Below are 20380 nucleotides of genomic sequence, written 5' to 3'. Positions count from 1 at the left end.
TGGGATTTTAAAATCCCAAAAGCCTTTCGACCCCAATTATTTGACTGCTACCCCTTGACAGGTCAAGACAGTATCTACGCGCAAATTATACAATTCCCAATGCCCAATTACCCATTCCCAATTTTATACTCCATGTGCTCTGCTGTTTGTTCAGCTTGTGCTGTACCCAAAAGTTTGCCGACAACGTGCAAAGACATATCAATTCCCGCAGCAATTCCCCCAGAGGTGATGATTTTGCCGTTATCTACAAATCGCTGATTTTCGATAATAGTTGTGTTGGGCGCTAATTCTCTCAGTAACTCCAATGCCCGATGGTGGGTAGTTGCTGCCAAACCTTCCAACAAGCCAGCTTTTGCCAAAAGCAGCGAACCCGTACAGACAGAAAGCACTAATTCTGCTGTTGGCGCACAATCTTGTATCCAATTAATAACTGCTGAATTCTCGATTAACTTTCTCGTACCTTGTCCTCCCGGTACAATTAAAATATCCGGTGGCGGACAATCGAAAATGGTGCAGTCGGGATTTATGCTCAAACCGTTGCGGGCGCTGACAGCAGCGGGATGTTCGGCTACGGTAGAGACTGCAAAAGGTCGCTCGCCCTTACTTAATTCTGATGTCACCGAAAACACTTCAAAAGGGCCTGCAAAGTCCAGTACCTCGACATCATCGAACATTAAAATAGCTACGTTCCTAGTTGCCATAAGACCTACTTCTGATAGAGGCAAAAAATCTCGGCGATTTGTTATCGTAGAACTGGTATAATTTAAATTATTAAAGCTATGCCGAAAAATATTCGCCATCGCGCCATAAAAATCTGTCTTTTGTATCTGGCTTGCGCCTTAGCAATTGCTGTTGCGCCAATTTTTACGCCCGCTCAATCCACAAGTCAATTAGAATTTCGCATTACTCAATTAGAAAGTCAAATTTCTGAACTCAGAGGACAAATCTACAGTTTGCAGAATCAAGGTTCTAGAGTTAACCGGCCTCAGTCTCCTAACCTTCCGGGTTCTGGTAGGACAAATCCTAGAGTGCGGTCGGGAGACCCGATGTTTGACAATTTAGCAACTTTGGCAATTGAAACGAAGCAAGATGTTATCAAAATTCAAGAGCGGTTGTCAAAGCTAGAAGCGTCGAGAAATCGTTAGAGGAGTCATTAGTTAGAAGGAAGAAGGAAGAGGGAAGAAGTCAGTAGTCATTAGTTAGAAGGATGAAGTCATATTCTCGCCAACTCAAAACTCAAAACTCTCCCTCTCTCCCTCTCTCGGACGTTGAGGTCGAGAGCAGCAGGGTCTGCTAAAAATCAACTTGCAGAACTATTCAATGATATGGAAATAATAGGCTGCAACCAAAAAATTGATCGCTAACAGCAACAGAAACCAGGCTGCGCGAAAGGTGTAAGGGAATTTGCCCGTTTTCATCACGGAGTCGGATTTTAATTGGTTCTTCGCTATCTCTGCCATAGGTAAAGCTCCTAATTCATAATGTCACTCTATTTACAAATAGCAGAGAGCGTCGCACTTATGCACAATCCTCTAGAGTTATTTTTTGTAACAAGGAGTTTATACCGAGTTGAATTCAGATTAGTTTCAATCGCTCTCTCCGGCGTGGTAGGAACTGCGGACGAGAGGCCCCGATCGCACGTGCTCAAACCCCATCTCCCGGGCGATCGACCCAAAACGGTCAAATTCGGCCGGCGTCCAGTATTTGCGCACTGGGAGGTGATCTAGAGACGGTCTCATGTATTGACCGAGGGTGAGCCGATCGCACTTGGCATCCCGCAAATCGGTCATCGCTTCGACTATCTCGGCTTCGGTTTCCCCGTGCCCCAACATCAAACCGGATTTGGTGGGAATATTTGGGTCATATTGCTTCACAATACGCAGAACGTCGATCGAGCGATCGTACTTCGCCCCCCTCCGCACCGGCCCTTGCAACCGACGCACCGTCTCAATATTGTGGTTGTAACAAGCCGGTTTAGCCTCCACCACCGTGCGAATCCGCTGTCGCTGCAACTCATCGATGCCGGCATTCTCCCCGTCGGGGGCGGGCACGGGAAGGGCGGGCACGGAGGCACCGCCCCTACCCGTTCCCCCCCAAAAATCCGGCGTCAGTACCTCCACTTCAGTATCCGGGTTCAGAATGCGGATTTGGGCGATCGTCCTGGCAAACCAACCCGCACCCCCATCCGGCAAATCATCCCTCGCCACCGAAGTGAGCACGGCATAGCGCAAACCCAACAACTTCACAGCCTCGGCCACCTTTTGCGGTTCCTCCGGGTCGAGGGGCATCGGAGAATGACCTTTATCTACTTGACAAAAAGCACAAGCGCGGGTGCAAGTCGGCCCCATCAACAAAAAAGTCGCCGTTTTTTGCGCGTAGCACTCGCCCCGGTTGGGACATCTCCCCTCCTCGCAAATCGTGTGAATTTGCCGCTGTTTGATAATTTTTTGCACTTGCGAAAGTTCGCTAGCTTTGCCAACGGGCCTGCGCAACCACTCCGGCATCGCCTCGATTTCACCCCGCATTTGGGCGGCAACTGCTTTGACAGTAGGAGTTTTAGGAGTTTGGGGCGACATAAAATTAAGTGGCGATTGAGTTAATTCCTTCGATCGTATCCGAAATCAAAGTCCCTGAACTTGTAGCAGTCTCACCCTAAACCAGAATCGCGCCCAGGTGCAACAAAACTACACTCGCCCAGAATTATGGGTAGAATTCTGTTAGGGATATACTGAAGGTTGCAAATCATCACTCATTCATTACTGAAGGAGTCAGTCGTGGCTGGTCAAAAAATCTTGGTAATCGATGACAGTAAAGTCATCCGCGTCCGAGTCCGAGAGATGTTGCCTCAGGGTAACTTTGAAGTTTTAGAAGCAAAAGACGGCGAAGAGGGACTCAAACTGATCCGTCAAGCCCGTCCCAATCTAATTATGTTAGATTTCCTACTGCCGAAAGTCAGCGGTTGGGAAGTTTATCAAAAAGTGCAAGCCCATCCGGAGCTTTCTAAGATACCTTTAGTGATCATGTCGGGCCGCGAAGAAGAGGTGATGGAGAAAATTCCGAAACCCTTCGAGAAGCATTTTTTTGCATTCATCGCCAAACCTTTTGAGAAGAAGCAGCTAACCGAGGCAATCAAATCGGCGATGGTACTGGCCAAAAAGAAACCAGTGCCGGAAGCCCCAGCCGCCGCCGCTGCACCCACTTCTGGAGCGGGCGCCGCCGAAATTCAGGCGATGACTGTGAAAATGGCGAAAATGCAAGCGGAAATTGATGCACTCAAAAAACAAATGACTCAGGTGATTACGATCATCAAGCAAAAATTGAAATAATTCTGCTGTTTTTTGAAGGCACTTATGTAGAAGGAAACTTCCACACCGTAAAACTTTGTCTTGAGTCTCAAGGGCTGCGATTTTATCCGCATTTTTTTGCCAAATTGTTTGAGCGAGTGCGATCGCCAATAGCCTGCAACTGGTTTCTCAAAATCCCAGTCAGAAAATCAATTAAAAGTTAAAAATCAAACAAGGGAGGAAATTAATTATTAATTTATATTAGGATTTTTAATTCCCGCTCGTTCCACGCTCAATAATCAACTCCTCAGTCTCATTTTTTTGGTTAATGACTAACGACTATTCCGATTTTTTGCCTCAACTGCGTGCCTCAACTGAGCAATTATTGAAAAGATTAGACTGCTTCCATCGAGCGCAGGTATTAGCGATCGGAGATTTGACCTTGGACGAGTTTCTTACCGGACAAGTAGAGCGAATTTCCCGCGAAGCACCTGTGTTGATTTTGCGCTACGAAAATACTCAGCAAGTACCCGGAGGTGGCGCAAATGCTGTCTATAATTTAGCCAAACTGGGAGGCAAAGTAAAAGTTGCTGGTTTGGTAGGAAAAGACGACCAGGGAAAGGCTTTGTGCGGTATTTTTGAGGCGGCGGGAATTGATACGGGTGGGATTTTAATCGATTCGCAGCGTCCAACTGTCACCAAAACTCGAATTTCCGGGCACGCGCGGCAGTCAGTGACTCAGCAAATTGTCCGAGTCGATCGCAAATCGGACGAGTTGCCGGATTTAGATTTGCAGTTGCAATTGGCAGACTACATCCGGCAGCAAATACCGACAGTAGATGCCGTGGTTTGTTCCGACTACGGCGACGGAGTTTTGACTCGTTTGGCGATCGACTCGGCAGTGGTTCCCGGCAAAACAATTGTAGACGCTCAAACAAATTTGCAGCGATATTCTGGAGCAATGTTATTTACTCCGAACTTGCCCGAAGCCGAGCAAGCAGTCGGATATGCTATCAAAAACCCTCAAACTTTAATGCAAGCAGGACGCGATTTGTTGAACTTAACTCAAGCTCAAAAAATCCTGATAACTCGCGGCGAAGAAGGGATGACTTTGTTTGAAAGGGCGAACGGCGAAGAAATTAAAAATTCACCTTCTCCAACATCGACTTGTGAAAAAGGGGAATTTGCCATTCAAAGTTGGGACATTCCCCCTTTTAACAAGACTGATGTATTCGACGTAACCGGTGCTGGAGATACAGTCGTAGCAGCAATGACTTTAGCTTTGTGCGTCGGTGCATCTGGTTGGGAAGCGGCAGTTTTGGGCAATTTGGCCGCTAGTATTGTCGTGCGTCAATTCGGTACGGCGACAACAACAGTAGAGGAGATGAAAGAAGCTTTGCGATCGCTGATGAATCTGGAGTAAAGCCAAAATAGAAACCTGCTGGCGATCGATCGAGATTGAGTTAATCTAGTTGATATAAATAAATTAGTTTAAAACTTATGGCTGAGACTTCAGGCTATTACGTTCGCGCTGCGAAACTTGCAGAAGTCGAGACAAAGGGCAGCTTGTTAGTGAATTTGGAAAAACACACGATCGCCCTTTTTTACTCAAACGATCGGGTATACGCGATCGACAACCGCTGTCCCCACATGGGTTTTCCCCTCAACGGCAGCACTTGCAAAGATGGCATAGTCACCTGTCCTTGGCACTACGCCCGCTTTGATGTCGCCAGCGGCGGTACTTTTGACTCTTGGGCCGACGACGTGCGATCGTTCCCAGCGGAAATTCGCGACGGGGAAGTTTGGGTAAATTTAGCACAACAGCTTGACCCTTACGCCCACCAGCGCCAGCGACTTCAAGATGGGTTAGAACAAGGAATTTCCCTAGTCATCGCCAAGTCAGTGATTGCCTTGCTAGATATGGGGGCAACTGCCAGCGAACCTTTCCAAATCGGATTAGAATTTGGCACCCGCTACAACAAATCGGGATGGGATACGGGTTTATCGATCCACACCTGCTTGATGAATATCCTGCCTTATCTAGATCCAGAAGACCGACCCCCCGCCCTCTATCAGGGACTTTCGGCAGTGGCCCGCGATAGTGCAGGCGCACCTCCTCACTTTGCGGTTCACCCCTTGCCTAATGCTGAGGTTGATGCAGGGACACTCAAAAGCTGGTTCCGGCAATTTATTGAAATCAGAGACAGCGAAGCGGCGGAACGATGTTTGTTGACAGCAGTACGCGCGCCTCTGGAACGAGAACAAATTGCTGATATGCTGTTTGCGGCCGCTACTGACCACCGCTACATTGATGTCGGTCACAGCCTCGACTTTATTAACAAGGCGTTAGAAGCCCTGGATGCAGTGAATTGGGAAGGGGCAGAAACTGTTTTCGCGAGTTTGGTGGCTGGTTTGGCGAATGCGGCGCGCATGGAAGAGTCGAGTTCTTGGCGCTACCCTGTGGATGTGGTGGCAATTTTAGAGTCAGCGATGGCGCAGTTGCCGGCAGCTTTAGAAATGGGCCGATCGCACCGGGGCAATTGGTTGGGGAGAGAACAGTTAATTCCGATGTTGTTGGGCGAAGATGTATTGGCGATCGTCGATGCACTTTTAACTGCCTTGAAAGAAGGTTGTAGCGAAGCAGAATTAGCAAGTGCAGTCACTTATGCTGCTGCCCTCCGCGTCGCCCGGTTTAATACGAATAACGACCACAGCGACTGGAATTCAGCGCACCATCCCTTTACCTTTGCGAATGCGGTGCATCAAGGATTGCGGCGATCGCCTTCAATAGAGTTGCTGCGGGGAGTTTTCGATGCAGCGATCGGCGTATATCTTAACCGTTTCTTAAATGTACCGCCTGCGCGACTGCCAGAACCAACAGATGTAGTTGAGAATCCAGAGGAATTACTAAAACAACTGCCAGACTTGTTGGACAGACAGCAACAGGTGAATCAAGTCGGTAAATTAGTTGCAAAATACTTATATAGCGGTGGCAAATCGGAACGGTTGATGGCAGTTTTAGGAAAACTGATGCTGCGGGAAAACCGGGATTTCCACGTTATTCAGCAGGTAGAAGCAGCATTTCGCCAGTATGCTTTATTAGAGAATGCGGGCGATCGCATTGTGGTATTAGTGGCGGCGGCAAGGTATTTAGCCGCCCATGCCCCGACAGTGCGATCGCAAGCACAAACTTATCAAATGGCAGATGGATTGCACCGGGGCGATCGCTTATTTGAGGATTCACCGGAAGTATAGCTTCTGGTCATAACTCACATCTTGCACCAATATCAATAATCCTTTTTTGGGCGGGCTTTCCGGCCCGGCCCACCCCACAAGAAAACTCATTCTTCGCTTCACAGGCATCTTGCCTGTTCTGGAGAATGCTGAAAGATGTGAGTCATAAGGCACTTCTTCGGTAAATAATTGCCCCGATCATTTCTTGGAAATTATCCCCTTGTCATCAATTTTCAAACCGCTATTGGGAAAATCGCTCTTTGTCAAACGGTCAATCAACCCCACAGTCCTAAATTTGTTATCAACAGCCGGAACACCTCGCCCGTCAAGTTGGATGGGAATAATCTTACCAGAAACAAAATCCCCTTGCGGAGTCATTTTCACCTCCAAAATTAGAGATTTACCGAGCGATCCTGCTGTGGACAAAGTGCGATAACCCAAAAAATTGCCCAGCGAATAAGCAACCAATTTCCCTTTATAAAGTTCCATCGCTCGGGGAACGTGCGGGCCGTGTCCCAAAATCAAATCTGCTCCCGCATCAATCATCGTCCGCGAAAACAAAACCATATTTCCCCGGTTTTCTCCGTAAAAAATTTCAGTTTTATTTCTCACATTGATAGCTCCCGTTCCTTCAGCTCCAGCATGAACTGATATCACTACAATATCAGCGTTTTGCTTGGCTCTTTTGACAACTTCGGCTCCCGCTTTCAGTTCCAGCAAGGAATTGTGAACGTCGCCGTAGTTGCTGAAACCGATAAAGGCAAAATTCACGCCCTTGACATTTTGATAAACAATTTGATCTCTTTTACCAACAGCCTTCATGCCGTTGCTGTCGATGTTTTTAATCGTGTCCTTAAATCCCTGCTCGTTAAAATCGTAAGAGTGATTGTTGGCAATACTCAAAATATCAAAACCAACATCTTTGAAAATTTTGGCATAACTCGGAGGCGTCCGAAAGGCAAACAGCATTCGTCCGCCGCCTGCTTTGGAACTGTAAGGATAATCGGTCATCGTGCTTTCAAAATTGCCAAACAGAATATCAGCTCCTTTGAGGTACGGTTTTACCGACTCTAATAAAAGCTCTTTTTTTGGCGGCAGTTTGTTGTACGGATAATTTGTGCCGGGGATCATGTCGCCAACTGCTTTGATGCTGACAGTTGCGGGCACAGTGGCAGGTTTTTTTGCAGCCTGGGAGGGCGATTTGGGAGCTGCCAGGGGTTGGGCTGCCGGTGCAGGTGCGGGTGTCGAGATCGCTTTTTGTACCGCAGGGTTTGACGTTAGAGCGTTAATAGTAGCGGTGCTTGAGGATTTGTAAAGTTGAGAAGCCAGAACCAAGCCGGATATCGGTACGATAATTAGACTCAGAACACCGACTGACAGCCCAGATTTCTTAGTTTTAGTGCCTGCTAACTCGGGCTGCCGTGATGGCTTTTGCTGCCTTTGGTTTTGAGGTTTTGGAGTTGGGATTTTAGGGGGTTGGGGCGGAGATTTTTCTGGTGTTTGAGGGGGCGCAGTTGTGACATTTTGAGTTTTTTCTAGCTTGGGCAAAGTCACAGGAATTGGAGCAGCGGGTAGACTCGCGGCTACTGCTGCACTCACGGCTACTGGTGCACTCACGGGTGCGGGAGTCAAGCGTTTTTTTAATTCTACCGTCTGAGTCCAAGCGGGCAATTGCTGGCCGCCCCGCCGCCCGTAAACTGTTACGGAGTAAACGTTATTTGGTTGCAGCCGCTGCAATCCTTTGACTGCGACTCGGAGACAGGCTTCTTCTGCGGGCAATTGTTCTGCTTCTAGCAGCAGGTGCAGGGTGTCATTTTCCAGGCTGGCTTTAGCCGTGACGCCGAAGCTTTGGAGTGCTTGGCCGATCAGAAATGCGATCGCCCTGGCATCGCCTTCTTTTGCTAAATTTAAAATATCTTGTTGGCTCACAAATGCCTCTACTCTCTCACACTAGAAATTTAGCTCGATCTTATATCAAATTTGGCGGCACAGGATTAAATACCGATTGATTTAACTTAAGTAAGTGGGTACAAATAAACAGAAGGTTGGCAAAGGGGGCGTGCGTGAAAGGTTCTACTGGCTGTCACTATAGCTTCTAACTAAATTCGACCCTACTTTTACAAGATAGTAGAATTTTTGGCGCTTGCTTGCTGAATACAATATTTCCTAACGGTTATGTTAGTCGATCGCGCAAACACTTCTATCCGGCATAATTGCCCCCCTTGCAATTAACATCGGTCAAATCAGCGCTCTGTTTCTTAGTACCAGGGAAAATCACGACCCCTGAAATTAATCTGATTGAGAGTCTCGCGCCCAGATTAAGACAAAAACGATCGCCGGCTCGGAAGCTTGTTCAACTCTCGATCGTGCCACGCTATCAGTGACAGGACTGACGCGTCGAGACCCAGAAACCGGGGTTTTTACCGAATCTGCCGTTTACAGCCCTTCTTTTCGTAAAAAAACCCGGTTTCTAAACAATTGTGCGTAAGTCCTAAGTGAGAAATCGACGGCGAGCAACAATCGCCTGCCCGCACCCCGGAGGCCCCGCCAAGCCGTTTCGCTCGCGGCGCTGCGCCTGCACTGCACGTAGCTGAGGCTGCGTTTGCTGAGGTGAGCAGCAATCAACTTTGTGGATGCCGTTGCTTTACCCGCGGCCACCGATGTAGTTCGTTTCAAACTAATTATTTAAAGAAGTTGCACGTCAATGACACAATTGTGCTTATGATATCCGCCTCGCTGTCACCTCAAACCAGGATTTTTTGCGAGTCTGGTGCTATTTGTGAATTAGTTGGGCGCATAGCAGCTAGGATCGAGCTAACTCAAGGTTACACTAAAGCTCGTCATGCGGCGTTGCCTCTCAAAACCCCGATTGAGTCTTATGGCGCACTACCGCTCCACTCTATGTTTGTTCACTTGCATTGCCTGTCTGGGCGCTGCCTTCAGTCCAAGTGCGGATGGAAGGCAACAGGCTCTCAATGCCTCCTATCGGGCTGTTTCCCAAGAAATTGCTCAGGCGAACTCTTTCCCGGACGACCGCCAGGACTCCAATCCTCAAAAACCCTCTCCAGCGCCAGATAAAAGCAAATCTCAGCCGTCCAAAACCCCAAAATCCAATTCCAAAATCCCGAAATCAATCTCTAATATAATCGTCATTTTGTCTCGCCAGCGGGGGTTTTTAATATTGGGTTTAGCAGCAGTTGTCATCACGGCAGCGGCAGTATTTATCATGCTCAAATTAGTTAGCAGCGGCGAGTCACATCATTCTAAACGAAGACGGGGAAGAGCCGATCGCCAGAACCAAAGAAACTCTCGATTCACCAATCCAAATTCTCATACAAACTTGCAGAAAATAGGACAGCAAAACGCTTCTTTTGGGAGACAAAAACCACAACCAGCATTGCCCTACCCTCTTGATTTCCCACAGGGCTACAATCTCGACACTAGCGATCGACCTTTACCGTCGAGCCGGGAATCGGGGGAACCAGAATCCGATGATGCAGGAGTCGAGGGCGATCGAATTAATTCCGACACAGTGCCCTTGGAAACTAACAGCAACGGCTACAGTGACACAGGTTTCAACGTTCCCGAAACAACTAATCGAGCCGATTCGCTAGCGAGTCGGAAGAAAGATATTTCCCTTCCCGAAACTGATGGTAGACCTAAAGTTGATATTATTGAAGCACTGATTGAAGATTTGCAGCACTTAAATCCGGTAAAGAGGCGCAAAGCAATTTGGGAACTCGGCCAGCAGGGAGATTCCAGAGCAGTTGAACCGTTGCTCGATTTGCTACCCAATTCCGACTCGAAGCAGTACAGTTTAATTTTGGCAAGTCTCTCGGAAATTGGCATTCGCACGCTCAAACCCATGAATAATGCCTGGTCAATTTCGCTGCAAAATGAAAACCCCGAAGTGCGGAAAAATGCGATTCGCGATTTGACGCGAATTTACGAATTGGTGAATCAGATCAGTCACTTGTTGCACCGTGCTACGGACGATCCAGATCCAGAAGTTCAGGAAACTGCTCGCTGGGCAATCAATCAGTTGAACCGCATCCGTCCGCGTTCAGGGAGGGATTGATAAGTCGAGCGATTTTCAAGTAATTAGATTGTAAATTTTAGATTTTAGCTGGGACAATTTATAATTTAGATTGTGTTAGAATTAGTAACTGCTGACTAATGACTAATCACTAATGACTGCTGACTCTTTGAAAATATTGTTCCTGTCAACTTCTGTCGGTCAACTCGGTTCGGGGTTGGGTGGCGGAGTCGAACTTACAGTCCTCAACATCGCTAAAGAATTGCACCGCCGAGGTCATAAAATAGCAGTGGTAGCACCAGTAGGTTCAGTCTTAGAATCAATTCCAGTAATCGAAATAACAGGCGATTTGCAAGTAACTGCCCAAACACAAGATTACAATGCTGCTATTGTGATGCCCGCCGATGCTGTGCTGGCGAATATGTGGGAATACGCTCGCAAAGTTCAGGATGAATGGGATGTGATTGTTAACTTTGCCTACGATTGGCTGCCGTTTTATTTGACGCCATTTTTTAGGACTCCGATCGCCCATTTTATCAGTATGGGATCGCTTTCGCGATCGCTCGATCGCATCGCCGGACAAATAGCAGTAGAGTTTCCCGGTACGATCGGAGTTTACACCCTTTCCCAAGCCGAAACCTTTGCCTTTGCCGACAAATGTCAGTTGTTGGGAAGCGGCATCGATTTATCGCTGTACGAATTTGGCAGCCAACCGGAACCCAAATTAGCTTGGCTGGGCCGCATCGCCCCGGAAAAAGGCTTAGAAGATGCAGTGGCAGCAGCGAAAATTACAGGCATTCCCCTCAAAATTATGGGCAAAATGCAAGATGAGGATTATTGGCAAAAAATTTGTGCAGATTACCCGGATGCTCCGGTAGAATATTTAGGCTTTTTGACAACAACCCAAATGCAAGAGCAAGTCCGGCAGTGCCGAGCATTGTTGATGACGCCGCGTTGGGTGGAAGCTTTCGGAAATGTCGCGATCGAGGCTTTAGCCTGCGGTGTACCTGTGATTGCTTACGAGCGCGGGGGGCCGGCCGAAATTGTTCGAGACGGACTGACGGGCTTTTTAGTGGAGCCTGACAGTGTAAATGGCTTGGTAGATGCGATCGCCCGCTTAGACCAAATTGACCGCAGCGCTTGCCGGCGACAAGCAGAGGTAGAATACTCTTTGGGAGCTTTGGGCGATCGTTTTGAACACTGGTTCAAATCTATTCTAAAATTGAGTTAAATAAACTCTTAATCGACCACAAAAAAAGAAAACAGAAAAAACTATGGCAACCGAACGTTTAGTGCTTTTATCCAGTAGAGAAATAGAAAAAATGCGCCAAGCCGGTCGCTTAGCTGCCGAACTTCTGCTGCATCTAGAACCGATGGTAAAACCCGGTGTCAGCACTCTCGAAATTAACGACGAAGCCGAACGCTGGACTTTGGCACACGGAGCAAAAAGTGCTCCGCTAGGCTATAAAGGATTTCCTAAATCTCTGTGTGCAAGCGTCAATGAAGTTGTCTGTCACGGCATCCCCAATGCTAAACAAATTCTTAAAGAAGGTGACATTATTAATATTGATGTAACGCCTTTAGTAGATGGTTATCACGGCGATACTTCCAAAACTTTTTTTGTCGGGAAACCTTCGCCTGTCGCTAAAAAGTTAGTGGAAGTAACTGAGGAATGTCTCAGAAGAGGAATTGCTGAAGTTAAACCGGGTGCTCGTACCGGGGACATCGGTGCAGCGATTCAAGAATATGCTGAAGCACAGGGTTTTTCGGTAGTGAGAAATTTTGCCGGGCACGGGGTTCACCGAGTCTTTCACACTGAACCGGAAATTCTGCACTACGGCAAGCGGGGCACGGGAAAGAAGCTCAGACAAGGCATGGTTTTCACGATCGAGCCGATGATTAATGAGGGTACTTGGGAAGTGGAAATTCTCGCCGATGGTTGGACTGCGATCACGCAGGATGGAAAGCTTTCGGCTCAATTCGAGCACACTCTGGCTGTTACTGATTCTGGGGTGGAAATTCTAACTTTGCCTTAGCAATTATTAACACACAATCTGAAAAACTCACTCCTAAATCAATAATTAACCATATCCCGTAGGGGCGGGTTTTACAGACAATTTCTGACTGAAACAGACAATATCGCAAACCCGCCCCCACCCACCCATAAATATAAACCTACATTTTCGGATTCGATGCAAATTTCAGGTTCAATGTGGGTTATCGGTTGTGGCGGGGCGGGTTTATATAGATTGTTGATAATCGTTAGATATTGTCGGTGAAACCCGCCCCTACGGAATTACGATCGATTAACCAAACACGATCTAACTAATAACTAATAATTAATAACTAATAACTAATGACTGACATAAAGTTTCTGCAACCAGGAGATTTGCTCAAAGTAATTGCCCCTAGTGGCACTTTGCGAGAATCAACCAACTTTGAAAAGGGTGTAGAAATTTGGAAATCCCGCGGCTATCGAATTGAATTAACACCGGGTTTTGACGATCGCTGCGGCTATTTGGCAGGTTCCGACGAAAACCGCGTCCGGCAGCTAGCAGATGCCCTCAATGACCCGGATTGTCGCGGTATTCTCTGTGTTCGAGGCGGTTTCGGCAGCACTCGACTTTTGGAAAAAGGAAAAGTGGGAGATTGGGCAAATTCCCAATTCCCAACTCCCAATTCCCATTCGCCGAAATGGTTAATCGGCTTTTCGGACATCACTGCTTTGCTGTGGAATCACGATAAATTGGGTGTTTGGGGGGTTCACGGGCCGATGCTGACAACTTTGGCGGATGAACCGAATTGGTCTGTCGATCGACTTTTTGACTGCATCGAAGGTCGTCCCTTACAATCTTTGCAAGGTAAAGGATGGGGCAGCGGACAAGCTACCGGGAGGCTGTTTCCGGCGAATCTGACGGTGGCTTCTCATTTGCTCGGAACCCCGTATCAACCGGATTTGACCGGGGTTATTCTCGCATTTGAGGATGTTTCTGAGGCTCCTTACAGGGTCGATCGAATGCTGACTTTGTGGCGGATGGCGGGGGCTTTCGCAGGCGTGCGGGGCATTGCTTTGGGGCGCTTCAGCCGCTGCGAGATTGACCCGAGTATTCCTAGTTTTAGCATTGAAGAAGTTTTGCGCGATCGGCTGGGGGACTTGAATATTCCCATTGTCTCGGATTTGCCCTTCGGGCACGAGGGCGTCAACGCTGCTTTACCTATGGGAGTTACGGCTTGTCTCGACGCCGAATCGGGATTGCTGATTTGGGGCGATAAATCGCAACTTTAGATTAGGGATCAACGTCTGTAACTTTAGCTTGAGATTTTGCACCCGCTAAAGAGTCTGGTGGGGTGAGGTTGACACGGTTGGCAGAAATTACATTTAAAATGGATTGTGTATGCAAATGTCGGCACCAAAAAAGCAAAAAGATTTTAAAATTTTCGAGAGGTTGATATGAAAGCACACAACTTGTTAAACAGTATTGCTGCCGCATTCCTAGTTACAGGATTGGCACTTACGGGCATTTCCTCTAGTGCTGTTGGCGAACAGATACGGAATAACGATCGCATAGATGGAGTAATTCGCCGCACTTCGCCGATTTACCGTTTCCGAAATATGTGGACACCGGGATCTCCGACGGAAGAATTGCGGGGTCAAGAATACACTTTCAGTGCTCGGGAAGGCGATAACATTGAAGTGTTTTTAGACACCGATAGAAGTCGCGGTTTTACTCCCGTTATGGTGCTGTTTTACGGGAACAACAAACAAGTCGCTTTTACGCAAGACCGTTCTTTTAATTATCAAATTCCCCGTACTGGTGATTACAAGCTTTTAGTATTAGCAAAAGATGCTGCCAGAGGCGGTAGCTACACGCTGGAAGTTGCGGGAATCGATGGGGGCGACAGACGATCTCGCAATTCGCGGGACGATTGGTACACCGGGCGAGATAACGGGCGAGATAACGGTCGATATGACAGAGCACAGCTTTTGCAAGATGATTTTGGCTTGCGATCGATCAACTGTAGCGAGAGACGTTCTATGGTGAGAGTAAGGTTTGACGATGGTAATCAAGATTCAACTTACTGCGCTGTCCCGAATAGAAACTTTCCGGCGGGAGATTATTATTACAATTCGCGGACTAGAGATTTAGACTCGGCTAGGCTGGATGATAATAGGAGGTTCGATGAGGGCCGAGATCAATGTCGGGTAGTGGTAGGCGGAGTGTGCGTAACGAGGTAAGTAGGTCAAACTGTAGCGCGGGATCGGAAGCCGGGTTTCTACGAAGAAACCCGGTTTCTTTGCGTCTACACAAGATTTATACCAGTCCTTTATATACAGTCGATCTCTGACCGAAAGCATCCAGGATACAAGCCCCCCGGATTCATCCCTGGAGAAATAAAAAACCTGTATCCGATAAAGGATCCCCCGAATTTATCCGTGAGGTCAATGCTTCAATCTAAAATCTAAAATCTAAAATCTAAAATCGATTGACCCTCGCCTCACTTTCTTTGGCCATGACAAAATACACATTTGTACACACAAGATTTTGTCGAAAAGGACGATCGCACAGTGGTAAGCTACCAAAGGCATTGAAATATCTAAGGTAGAGAAAAGTTAAAATGTCGGCATTAAATGAAGTTCCCTTGTTGTTGCGGGCAGCCCGCGGCGAAACCCTAGACCGCCCGCCCGTGTGGATGATGCGCCAAGCCGGCCGCTACATGAAGGCTTATCGAGATTTGCGAGAAAAGTATCCCTCGTTTCGCGAACGTTCCGAAATTCCCGAAGTTGCCATCGAAGTTTCCCTTCAGCCGTGGCGCGCGTTTCAACCCGACGGCGTAATTCTGTTTTCCGATATTGTCACCCCCATGCCCGGTTTGGGCATCGACATGGACATCGCCGAAGGTAAAGGGCCGATTATCCACGCACCCATCCGCACTCAGCAGCAAATCGACAACCTGCAACCGCTGAACCCGGAAGAAAGCTTGCCGTTTATTAAAACAATCCTGAAATCCCTGCGCGAGGAAGTCGGCAACAAATCCACCGTGCTCGGTTTTGTGGGCGCGCCGTGGACTCTGGCGGCCTATGCCGTTGAGGGCAAAGGTTCTAAGGATTATGCGATCATCAAAAACATGGCATTTTCCGATCCAACTTTACTGCATCAGTTGCTGTCGAAATTCGCCGATGCGATCGCCGTTTACGTGCGCTATCAAATCGACTGCGGCGCGCAAGTAGTGCAAATGTTCGACTCCTGGGCCGGCCAACTCTCCCCGCAGGACTACGACACCTTCGCTCTACCTTACCAGAAACAAGTATTCGAGCAAGTCAAAAAAACCCATCCCGACACACCGCTAATTCTGTTAGTCACTGGAAGTGCCGGCCTCCTCGAACGCATGACAACATCCGGCGCGGATATCATCAGCGTCGATTGGACAGTTGATATGGCCGACGCGCGCAAGCGTTTGGGCCCCAACATGAACGTTCAGGGAAATCTCGATCCGGGCGTGTTGTTTGGTTCTCAACCGTTTATTCGCGATCGAATTCTTGATACAATTCGCAAAGCCGGTCATCGCGGACACATCCTCAATTTGGGACACGGCGTATTACCGGGAACTCCCGAAGATAACGTGCGTTTCTTCTTTGAAACCGCAAAACAAGCCGACAAATTGCTTGCAGTTGCTGCTTGAAATTGATTGCGAACTGGTTCCCAGGCTCTGCCTGGTTAACCCATATCCAGAGGCTCTGCCTCGCGTAAAATGGAGGCAGAGCCTCCGGATCTGCGTTACCAGGTCAGAGCCTGGTAACGAGTAACAACCCCTGACAAATCTCGCTTTAACTGGTTCCCAGGCTCTGCCTGGTGAACCCATATCCAGAGGCTCTGCCTCGCGTAAAATGGAGGCAGAGCCTCCGGATCTGCGTTACCAGGTCAGAGCCTGGTAACGAGTAACAACCCCTGACAAATCTCGCTTATAACCGAGTAGAGTTCCCCCTAAATCCCCCTTAAGAAGGGGGACTTAGACAATAATCTTGTCCCCCCCTTAAGAAGGGGGGCGAGGGGGGATCTTAGCCTCAGCATCAAGTCAAAAAACCCTCTTCCCCTGCGGCAAAATGAACTCCAAAAAAATTTTTGTGACGGGTGCAAGTGGCTGTATCGGTCACTACATGGCCGAAACTTTGATTCAAGAGACAAACCACGAACTTTACCTCTTAGTTCGCAACCCGGAAAAATTAAAATTTGACTGGAAAGCCCGCCCCGGCATCCATATAATACAAGGCGATATGCGAGATATCGATCGACACGCCGAACTTCTCCAAACAATAAATGTAGCAATTGTAGCCGCTACTGCTTGGGGAGGAACTCAAGAAGTTTTTGACGTTAACGTGACCAAAACTCTGCGCCTAATTCAACTACTTTCGCCACAGACTTGCCAGCAAGTTATTTATTTTTCAACGGCCAGCATTCTCGGTAGAGACAACAATTTGCTGAAAGAAGCCGGGGAACTGGGAACCGATTATATTAGCTCAAAGTACAACTGCATGGTGCATTTATCAGCGTTGACAAATGTGCCTCCAATTACGGCACTTTACCCGACATTAGTATTGGGAGGAGACGCAGAAAAACCCGTCTCTCACTTGTCATCTGGCCTGCCACTTGTCGCCAAATGGATTGGTTTGATTCGCTGGTTTAAGGCAGATGGCAGTTTTCACTTCATCCACGGCGCAGATATTGCTAAAGTAGTTAATTATTTAGTTGAACATCCGCCGGCTTCCGAGGAACCGCGACATTTTGTGCTAGGAAATCCGGCGATTACAGCTAATGAAGTGGTAGAACAAGCTTGCAAGTATTTGAATAAAAACATATTTTTTCGGATTACTCTGTCACCTTGGCTGGCCGATTTCTTTATTTGGCTGTTCCGAATTCAAGTGGCTGCTTGGGATAGATTTTGCATCAGCTACCGCCATTTTACCTATCAAAATCTGGTGAATCCCGAAAGCATAGGAATGCCGAGTTACTGCGGCACAGTTGCCGATATGTTAAGAACTAGCGGGATTCCGGGCAAAAATTCAAATTAGAAGTAGAAGGAAAAGGGAAGAGGGAAGAGGGAATATGCACCTTACGAGATATATGTAGGGTGCGCCGAGGTGCATCTTACGAATAAGGTAAGTTTTTCCAGTTCTTTTTTGCCTTAATCCCATGCTTTTTAAATGCGATTATCGTCACTTAAGGGTCAAATACGATAAGATATCAGCATTTGCAAACTTTAACAGGGAACTGCAAGCTAAAAATTGCGCTCATTGTGTGTGGCTTAGGGGGTGTGACCCATCGCCCGATATTCGATCGAGTGCAAGATCGTAATTTTAGCCTTAACATGAAGTCTTGAGAGTCGATCGAACTCTCAAACACGCCAGCCCGATCGCAAGTTGTTTACTGATGTGAGGTTTAATATATAATGCGAGTTCTCCTAGTTTACCCGCTGTTTCCGAAAACATTTTGGTCTTACGAGAAAATCCTAGAATTAGTCGATCGTAAAGTGCTGCTGCCACCGCTGGGTTTGGTAACGGTAGCAGCTATTTTACCCCAAGAATGGGAATTTAAGTTAGTCGATCGCAATATCAGACAAATCACCGAAGCAGAATGGGAATGGGCAGAGCTCGTTATTCTCTCCGCAATGATTGTCCAAAAAGAAGATTTGCTAGACATAATTCGCGAAGCAAAACGGCGCGGTAAATCCGTAGCTTGCGGCGGCCCCTACCCCACTTCCGTACCCGAAGAACCTCAAGCAGCGGGCATAGATTACCTGATTCTCGACGAAGGCGAAATCACCTTGCCGATGTTCGTCGAAGCAATCGGGCGTGGCGAAAAAAGCGGAATGTATCGATCGGATGGCGTAAAACCCGATGTTACTACAACTCCAGTCCCCCGCTTCGATTTGCTGGAATTAGACGCCTACGATTCGATGTCGATTCAATTTTCCCGAGGTTGTCCCTTCCAGTGCGAATTCTGCGACATCATCGTCCTCTACGGCCGCAAACCTCGCACCAAAAACCCCCAACAATTGATAGCAGAATTAGACTATCTTTACAACTTGGGCTGGCGGCGCGGCGTGTTCATGGTAGACGACAACTTTATCGGCAATAAACGCAGCGTCAAACTGTTGCTAAAAGACTTAAAAGTCTGGCAAGAAGAACACAAATTTCCCTTTACTTTCAACACAGAAGCATCCATCGATTTAGCCCAAGACCAAGAATTGATGGAGATGATGGTAGCTTGCAATTTCAATGCAGTGTTTTTAGGGATTGAAACCCCTGATGAAGAAAGCCTGCAAATGACCAAGAAATTCCAAAATACCCGCAATTCCCTGATCGAATCAGTAGAGTTAATTGCGAAAACTGGTTTGCGAGTAATGGCAGGATTCATCATCGGATTCGACGGCGAAAAACCCGGTGCCGGTCAGCGGATTGTCCAGTTTGCCGAAGCAGCAGCTATTCCGAGCACAACCTTTGGAATGCTGCAAGCTTTGCCGCACACGGCATTGTCCCACAGATTAGCAAAAGAAGGGCGGTTGCGCGACAAATCTGGCAACCTCAATCAGACTACTTTAATGAACTTTATCCCGACGCGGCCTCTCGAAGATATTGCCCGCGAATATGTCGAGGCATTCTGCGAAGTGTACGATGCTGAGAAATATTTAGACCGGACTTATCGCCATTTCTTAATGTTGGGTGCACCTACAGCAAATATACCTGCAAGAATTCCTAGTTGGATCGATTTGCGAGCACTGCTAACTGTGGTTTGGCGGCAGGGAGTCAAGCGCAAAACTCGCTGGAAGTTCTGGCATCATTTGTTCAGCATTCTCAAACGCAATCCTGCTGTTTGGGATCATTATTTAACAGTGTGTGCTCACAACGAGCATTTCCTGGAATACCGCCAGATTGTGCGGGATGAAATCGAAGCTCAATTAGCCGAGTTTTTGGCTAATGAGTCTCAAACTGTATATCAAGAACCTGTTGCTGTTGAGGAAAAGCAAGTGCAAGCTGTTTAGGGTTGGAGAATTCAACCGCAGATAAACGCAGACAAACGCAGATGAATGTAAGATTGTCTGCGTTTATTTTGTTAAACTTATTTTACAGACTTAGTTTTTTAAGATCATGGAAACTGTAAATATTCATCAAGCTAAAACGAATCTCTCACGACTATTGTCGCGTGTGGAACTGGGAGAAGAAATCATTATTTCCAACGAAGGCATCCCAGTCGCAAAATTGGTTCCGTTTCGTACTTCATCCAATCGACGAGCTAGTTTAGGGAAAGATCGAGGGCGATTTCTTTTGCCAGAGGACTTTAACGATCCTTTGCCAAAAGAGATTTTGACAGCATTTGAGGGAGATGAAGAGTGAAACTATTGCTGGATACGCAGTGTTTTTTGTGGTGGTTTGCCCAACCAGATCGATTGAATGAGGAGGCGATCGCACAGATTGCCGATGAAACGAACGAATTGTGGTTTTCTGTTGCTAGTGTCTGGGAAATGGGCATCAAAGTTGCGATCGGAAAGTTACCACTCCCAGAACCAATAGATACCTACATTTCGACACGCATGATACAGTTAGATGCGCGATCGCTGGAAATTACAGCACCTCATGCCCTGCGAGCGGCTGCGTTACCATTACATCATCGAGATCCCTTCGATCGAATGCTGATTGCCCAGGCTCAGATGGAGGAGATGACGCTTGTGAGTGCTGATTCAATGTTCAAGCAATACAGCGATATTGGTATTCTTTGGGCGGCCACTTCGTGAGATTAATCTCGTTTCCAAGCTCTGCCTGGGAATGTCA

18 protein-coding genes are annotated in these 20380 nt (G+C 47.5%); 14 read left to right on the top strand and 4 right to left on the bottom strand.

Annotated features, from left to right (window positions below; genetic code table 11):
- Positions 1-107: 107 nt before the first annotated feature.
- Positions 108-701 carry a DJ-1/PfpI family protein gene (locus tag QUB30_RS04370; protein WP_333329580.1) on the bottom strand — a complete coding sequence of 198 codons (594 nt, stop codon included), beginning with the start codon at positions 699-701 and terminating at the stop codon, positions 108-110.
- Positions 702-779: 78 nt separating this feature from the next.
- Between QUB30_RS04370 and QUB30_RS04365 the strand changes: the two genes are divergently transcribed.
- On the top strand, positions 780-1145 hold the full coding sequence (locus tag QUB30_RS04365; RefSeq protein ID WP_333329577.1) for a hypothetical protein: 366 nt from the start codon (positions 780-782) through the stop codon (positions 1143-1145).
- A 168-nt stretch (positions 1146-1313) separates the two neighbouring features.
- On the opposite strand, the gene psaX is transcribed toward QUB30_RS04365, so the two are convergent.
- Together psaX and QUB30_RS04355 are read right to left on the bottom strand one after the other, a co-directional pair.
- On the bottom strand, positions 1314-1418 hold the full coding sequence (gene psaX / locus QUB30_RS04360) for a photosystem I protein PsaX (RefSeq protein WP_333309486.1): 105 nt from the start codon (positions 1416-1418) through the stop codon (positions 1314-1316).
- Between the two features lie 168 nt (positions 1419-1586).
- Positions 1587-2576: a lipoyl synthase gene (locus QUB30_RS04355; protein ID WP_333329574.1), complete on the bottom strand. Its 990-nt coding sequence runs from the start codon at positions 2574-2576 to the stop codon at positions 1587-1589.
- A 198-nt stretch (positions 2577-2774) separates the two neighbouring features.
- Here QUB30_RS04355 and QUB30_RS04350 point away from each other — a divergent pair, with 198 nt between their 5' ends.
- The 3 genes from QUB30_RS04350 to QUB30_RS04340 all read left to right on the top strand — a co-directional run bounded on the left by QUB30_RS04350 (position 2775) and on the right by QUB30_RS04340 (position 6539).
- Complete coding sequence (locus QUB30_RS04350) at positions 2775-3326, top strand: response regulator (protein WP_333225019.1); 552 nt, start codon at positions 2775-2777, stop codon at positions 3324-3326.
- A 286-nt stretch (positions 3327-3612) separates the two neighbouring features.
- Positions 3613-4707, top strand: a complete 1095-nt coding sequence (locus QUB30_RS04345; RefSeq protein ID WP_333329571.1) for a PfkB family carbohydrate kinase — start codon at positions 3613-3615, stop codon at positions 4705-4707.
- Positions 4708-4784: 77 nt separating this feature from the next.
- Positions 4785-6539, top strand: a complete 1755-nt coding sequence (locus tag QUB30_RS04340) for a Rieske (2Fe-2S) protein (protein ID WP_333329568.1) — start codon at positions 4785-4787, stop codon at positions 6537-6539.
- Positions 6540-6716: 177 nt separating this feature from the next.
- Here QUB30_RS04340 and QUB30_RS04335 read toward each other — a convergent pair whose 3' ends face one another.
- On the bottom strand, positions 6717-8447 hold the full coding sequence (locus QUB30_RS04335) for a CapA family protein (RefSeq protein ID WP_333329565.1): 1731 nt from the start codon (positions 8445-8447) through the stop codon (positions 6717-6719).
- 949 nt (positions 8448-9396) lie between these two features.
- On the opposite strand from QUB30_RS04335, the gene QUB30_RS04330 reads away from it, so the two are divergent.
- The 10 genes from QUB30_RS04330 (at position 9397) to QUB30_RS04285 (ending at position 20343) form a co-directional block, all read left to right on the top strand.
- The gene (locus tag QUB30_RS04330) at positions 9397-10596 is read left to right on the top strand and encodes a HEAT repeat domain-containing protein (protein WP_333329562.1); all 1200 of its coding nucleotides are present in this window, start codon (positions 9397-9399) and stop codon (positions 10594-10596) included.
- Positions 10597-10708: 112 nt separating this feature from the next.
- Entirely contained in the window at positions 10709-11785 is a 1077-nt protein-coding gene (locus QUB30_RS04325; protein WP_333329559.1) for a glycosyltransferase family 4 protein, read from the top strand.
- 43 nt (positions 11786-11828) lie between these two features.
- Positions 11829-12590 carry a type I methionyl aminopeptidase gene (gene map, locus QUB30_RS04320; RefSeq protein ID WP_333320359.1) on the top strand — a complete coding sequence of 254 codons (762 nt, stop codon included), beginning with the start codon at positions 11829-11831 and terminating at the stop codon, positions 12588-12590.
- A gap of 320 nt (positions 12591-12910) precedes the next feature.
- A complete protein-coding gene (locus QUB30_RS04315; RefSeq protein ID WP_333329556.1) occupies positions 12911-13840 on the top strand; it encodes an LD-carboxypeptidase in 930 nt (309 codons plus the stop codon).
- Between the two features lie 165 nt (positions 13841-14005).
- Positions 14006-14791 carry a hypothetical protein gene (locus QUB30_RS04310; RefSeq protein WP_333329552.1) on the top strand — a complete coding sequence of 262 codons (786 nt, stop codon included), beginning with the start codon at positions 14006-14008 and terminating at the stop codon, positions 14789-14791.
- Between the two features lie 380 nt (positions 14792-15171).
- Positions 15172-16236, top strand: a complete 1065-nt coding sequence (gene hemE, locus QUB30_RS04305; RefSeq protein ID WP_015178097.1) for a uroporphyrinogen decarboxylase — start codon at positions 15172-15174, stop codon at positions 16234-16236.
- A 421-nt stretch (positions 16237-16657) separates the two neighbouring features.
- On the top strand, positions 16658-17623 hold the full coding sequence (locus QUB30_RS04300) for an NAD(P)-dependent oxidoreductase (RefSeq protein WP_333329549.1): 966 nt from the start codon (positions 16658-16660) through the stop codon (positions 17621-17623).
- 377 nt (positions 17624-18000) lie between these two features.
- Entirely contained in the window at positions 18001-19593 is a 1593-nt protein-coding gene (locus QUB30_RS04295; RefSeq protein ID WP_333329546.1) for a B12-binding domain-containing radical SAM protein, read from the top strand.
- A gap of 106 nt (positions 19594-19699) precedes the next feature.
- Positions 19700-19945, top strand: coding sequence for a type II toxin-antitoxin system Phd/YefM family antitoxin (locus QUB30_RS04290; RefSeq protein WP_006635187.1), 246 nt, complete (start codon positions 19700-19702; stop codon positions 19943-19945).
- Positions 19942-20343, top strand: coding sequence for a type II toxin-antitoxin system VapC family toxin (locus QUB30_RS04285; protein ID WP_333329540.1), 402 nt, complete (start codon positions 19942-19944; stop codon positions 20341-20343). Before QUB30_RS04290 ends, QUB30_RS04285 begins: the two co-directional genes overlap by 4 nt.
- Positions 20344-20380 lie beyond the last annotated feature (37 nt).

Origin of the sequence: Microcoleus sp. BROC3 (genome assembly GCF_036702515.1) — a bacterium.
Taxonomy (GTDB): Bacteria; Cyanobacteriota; Cyanobacteriia; order Cyanobacteriales; family Microcoleaceae; genus Microcoleus.
Note: the sequence above shows the minus strand (reverse complement) of the source record. Positions and strands in the feature narration are given on the sequence as shown.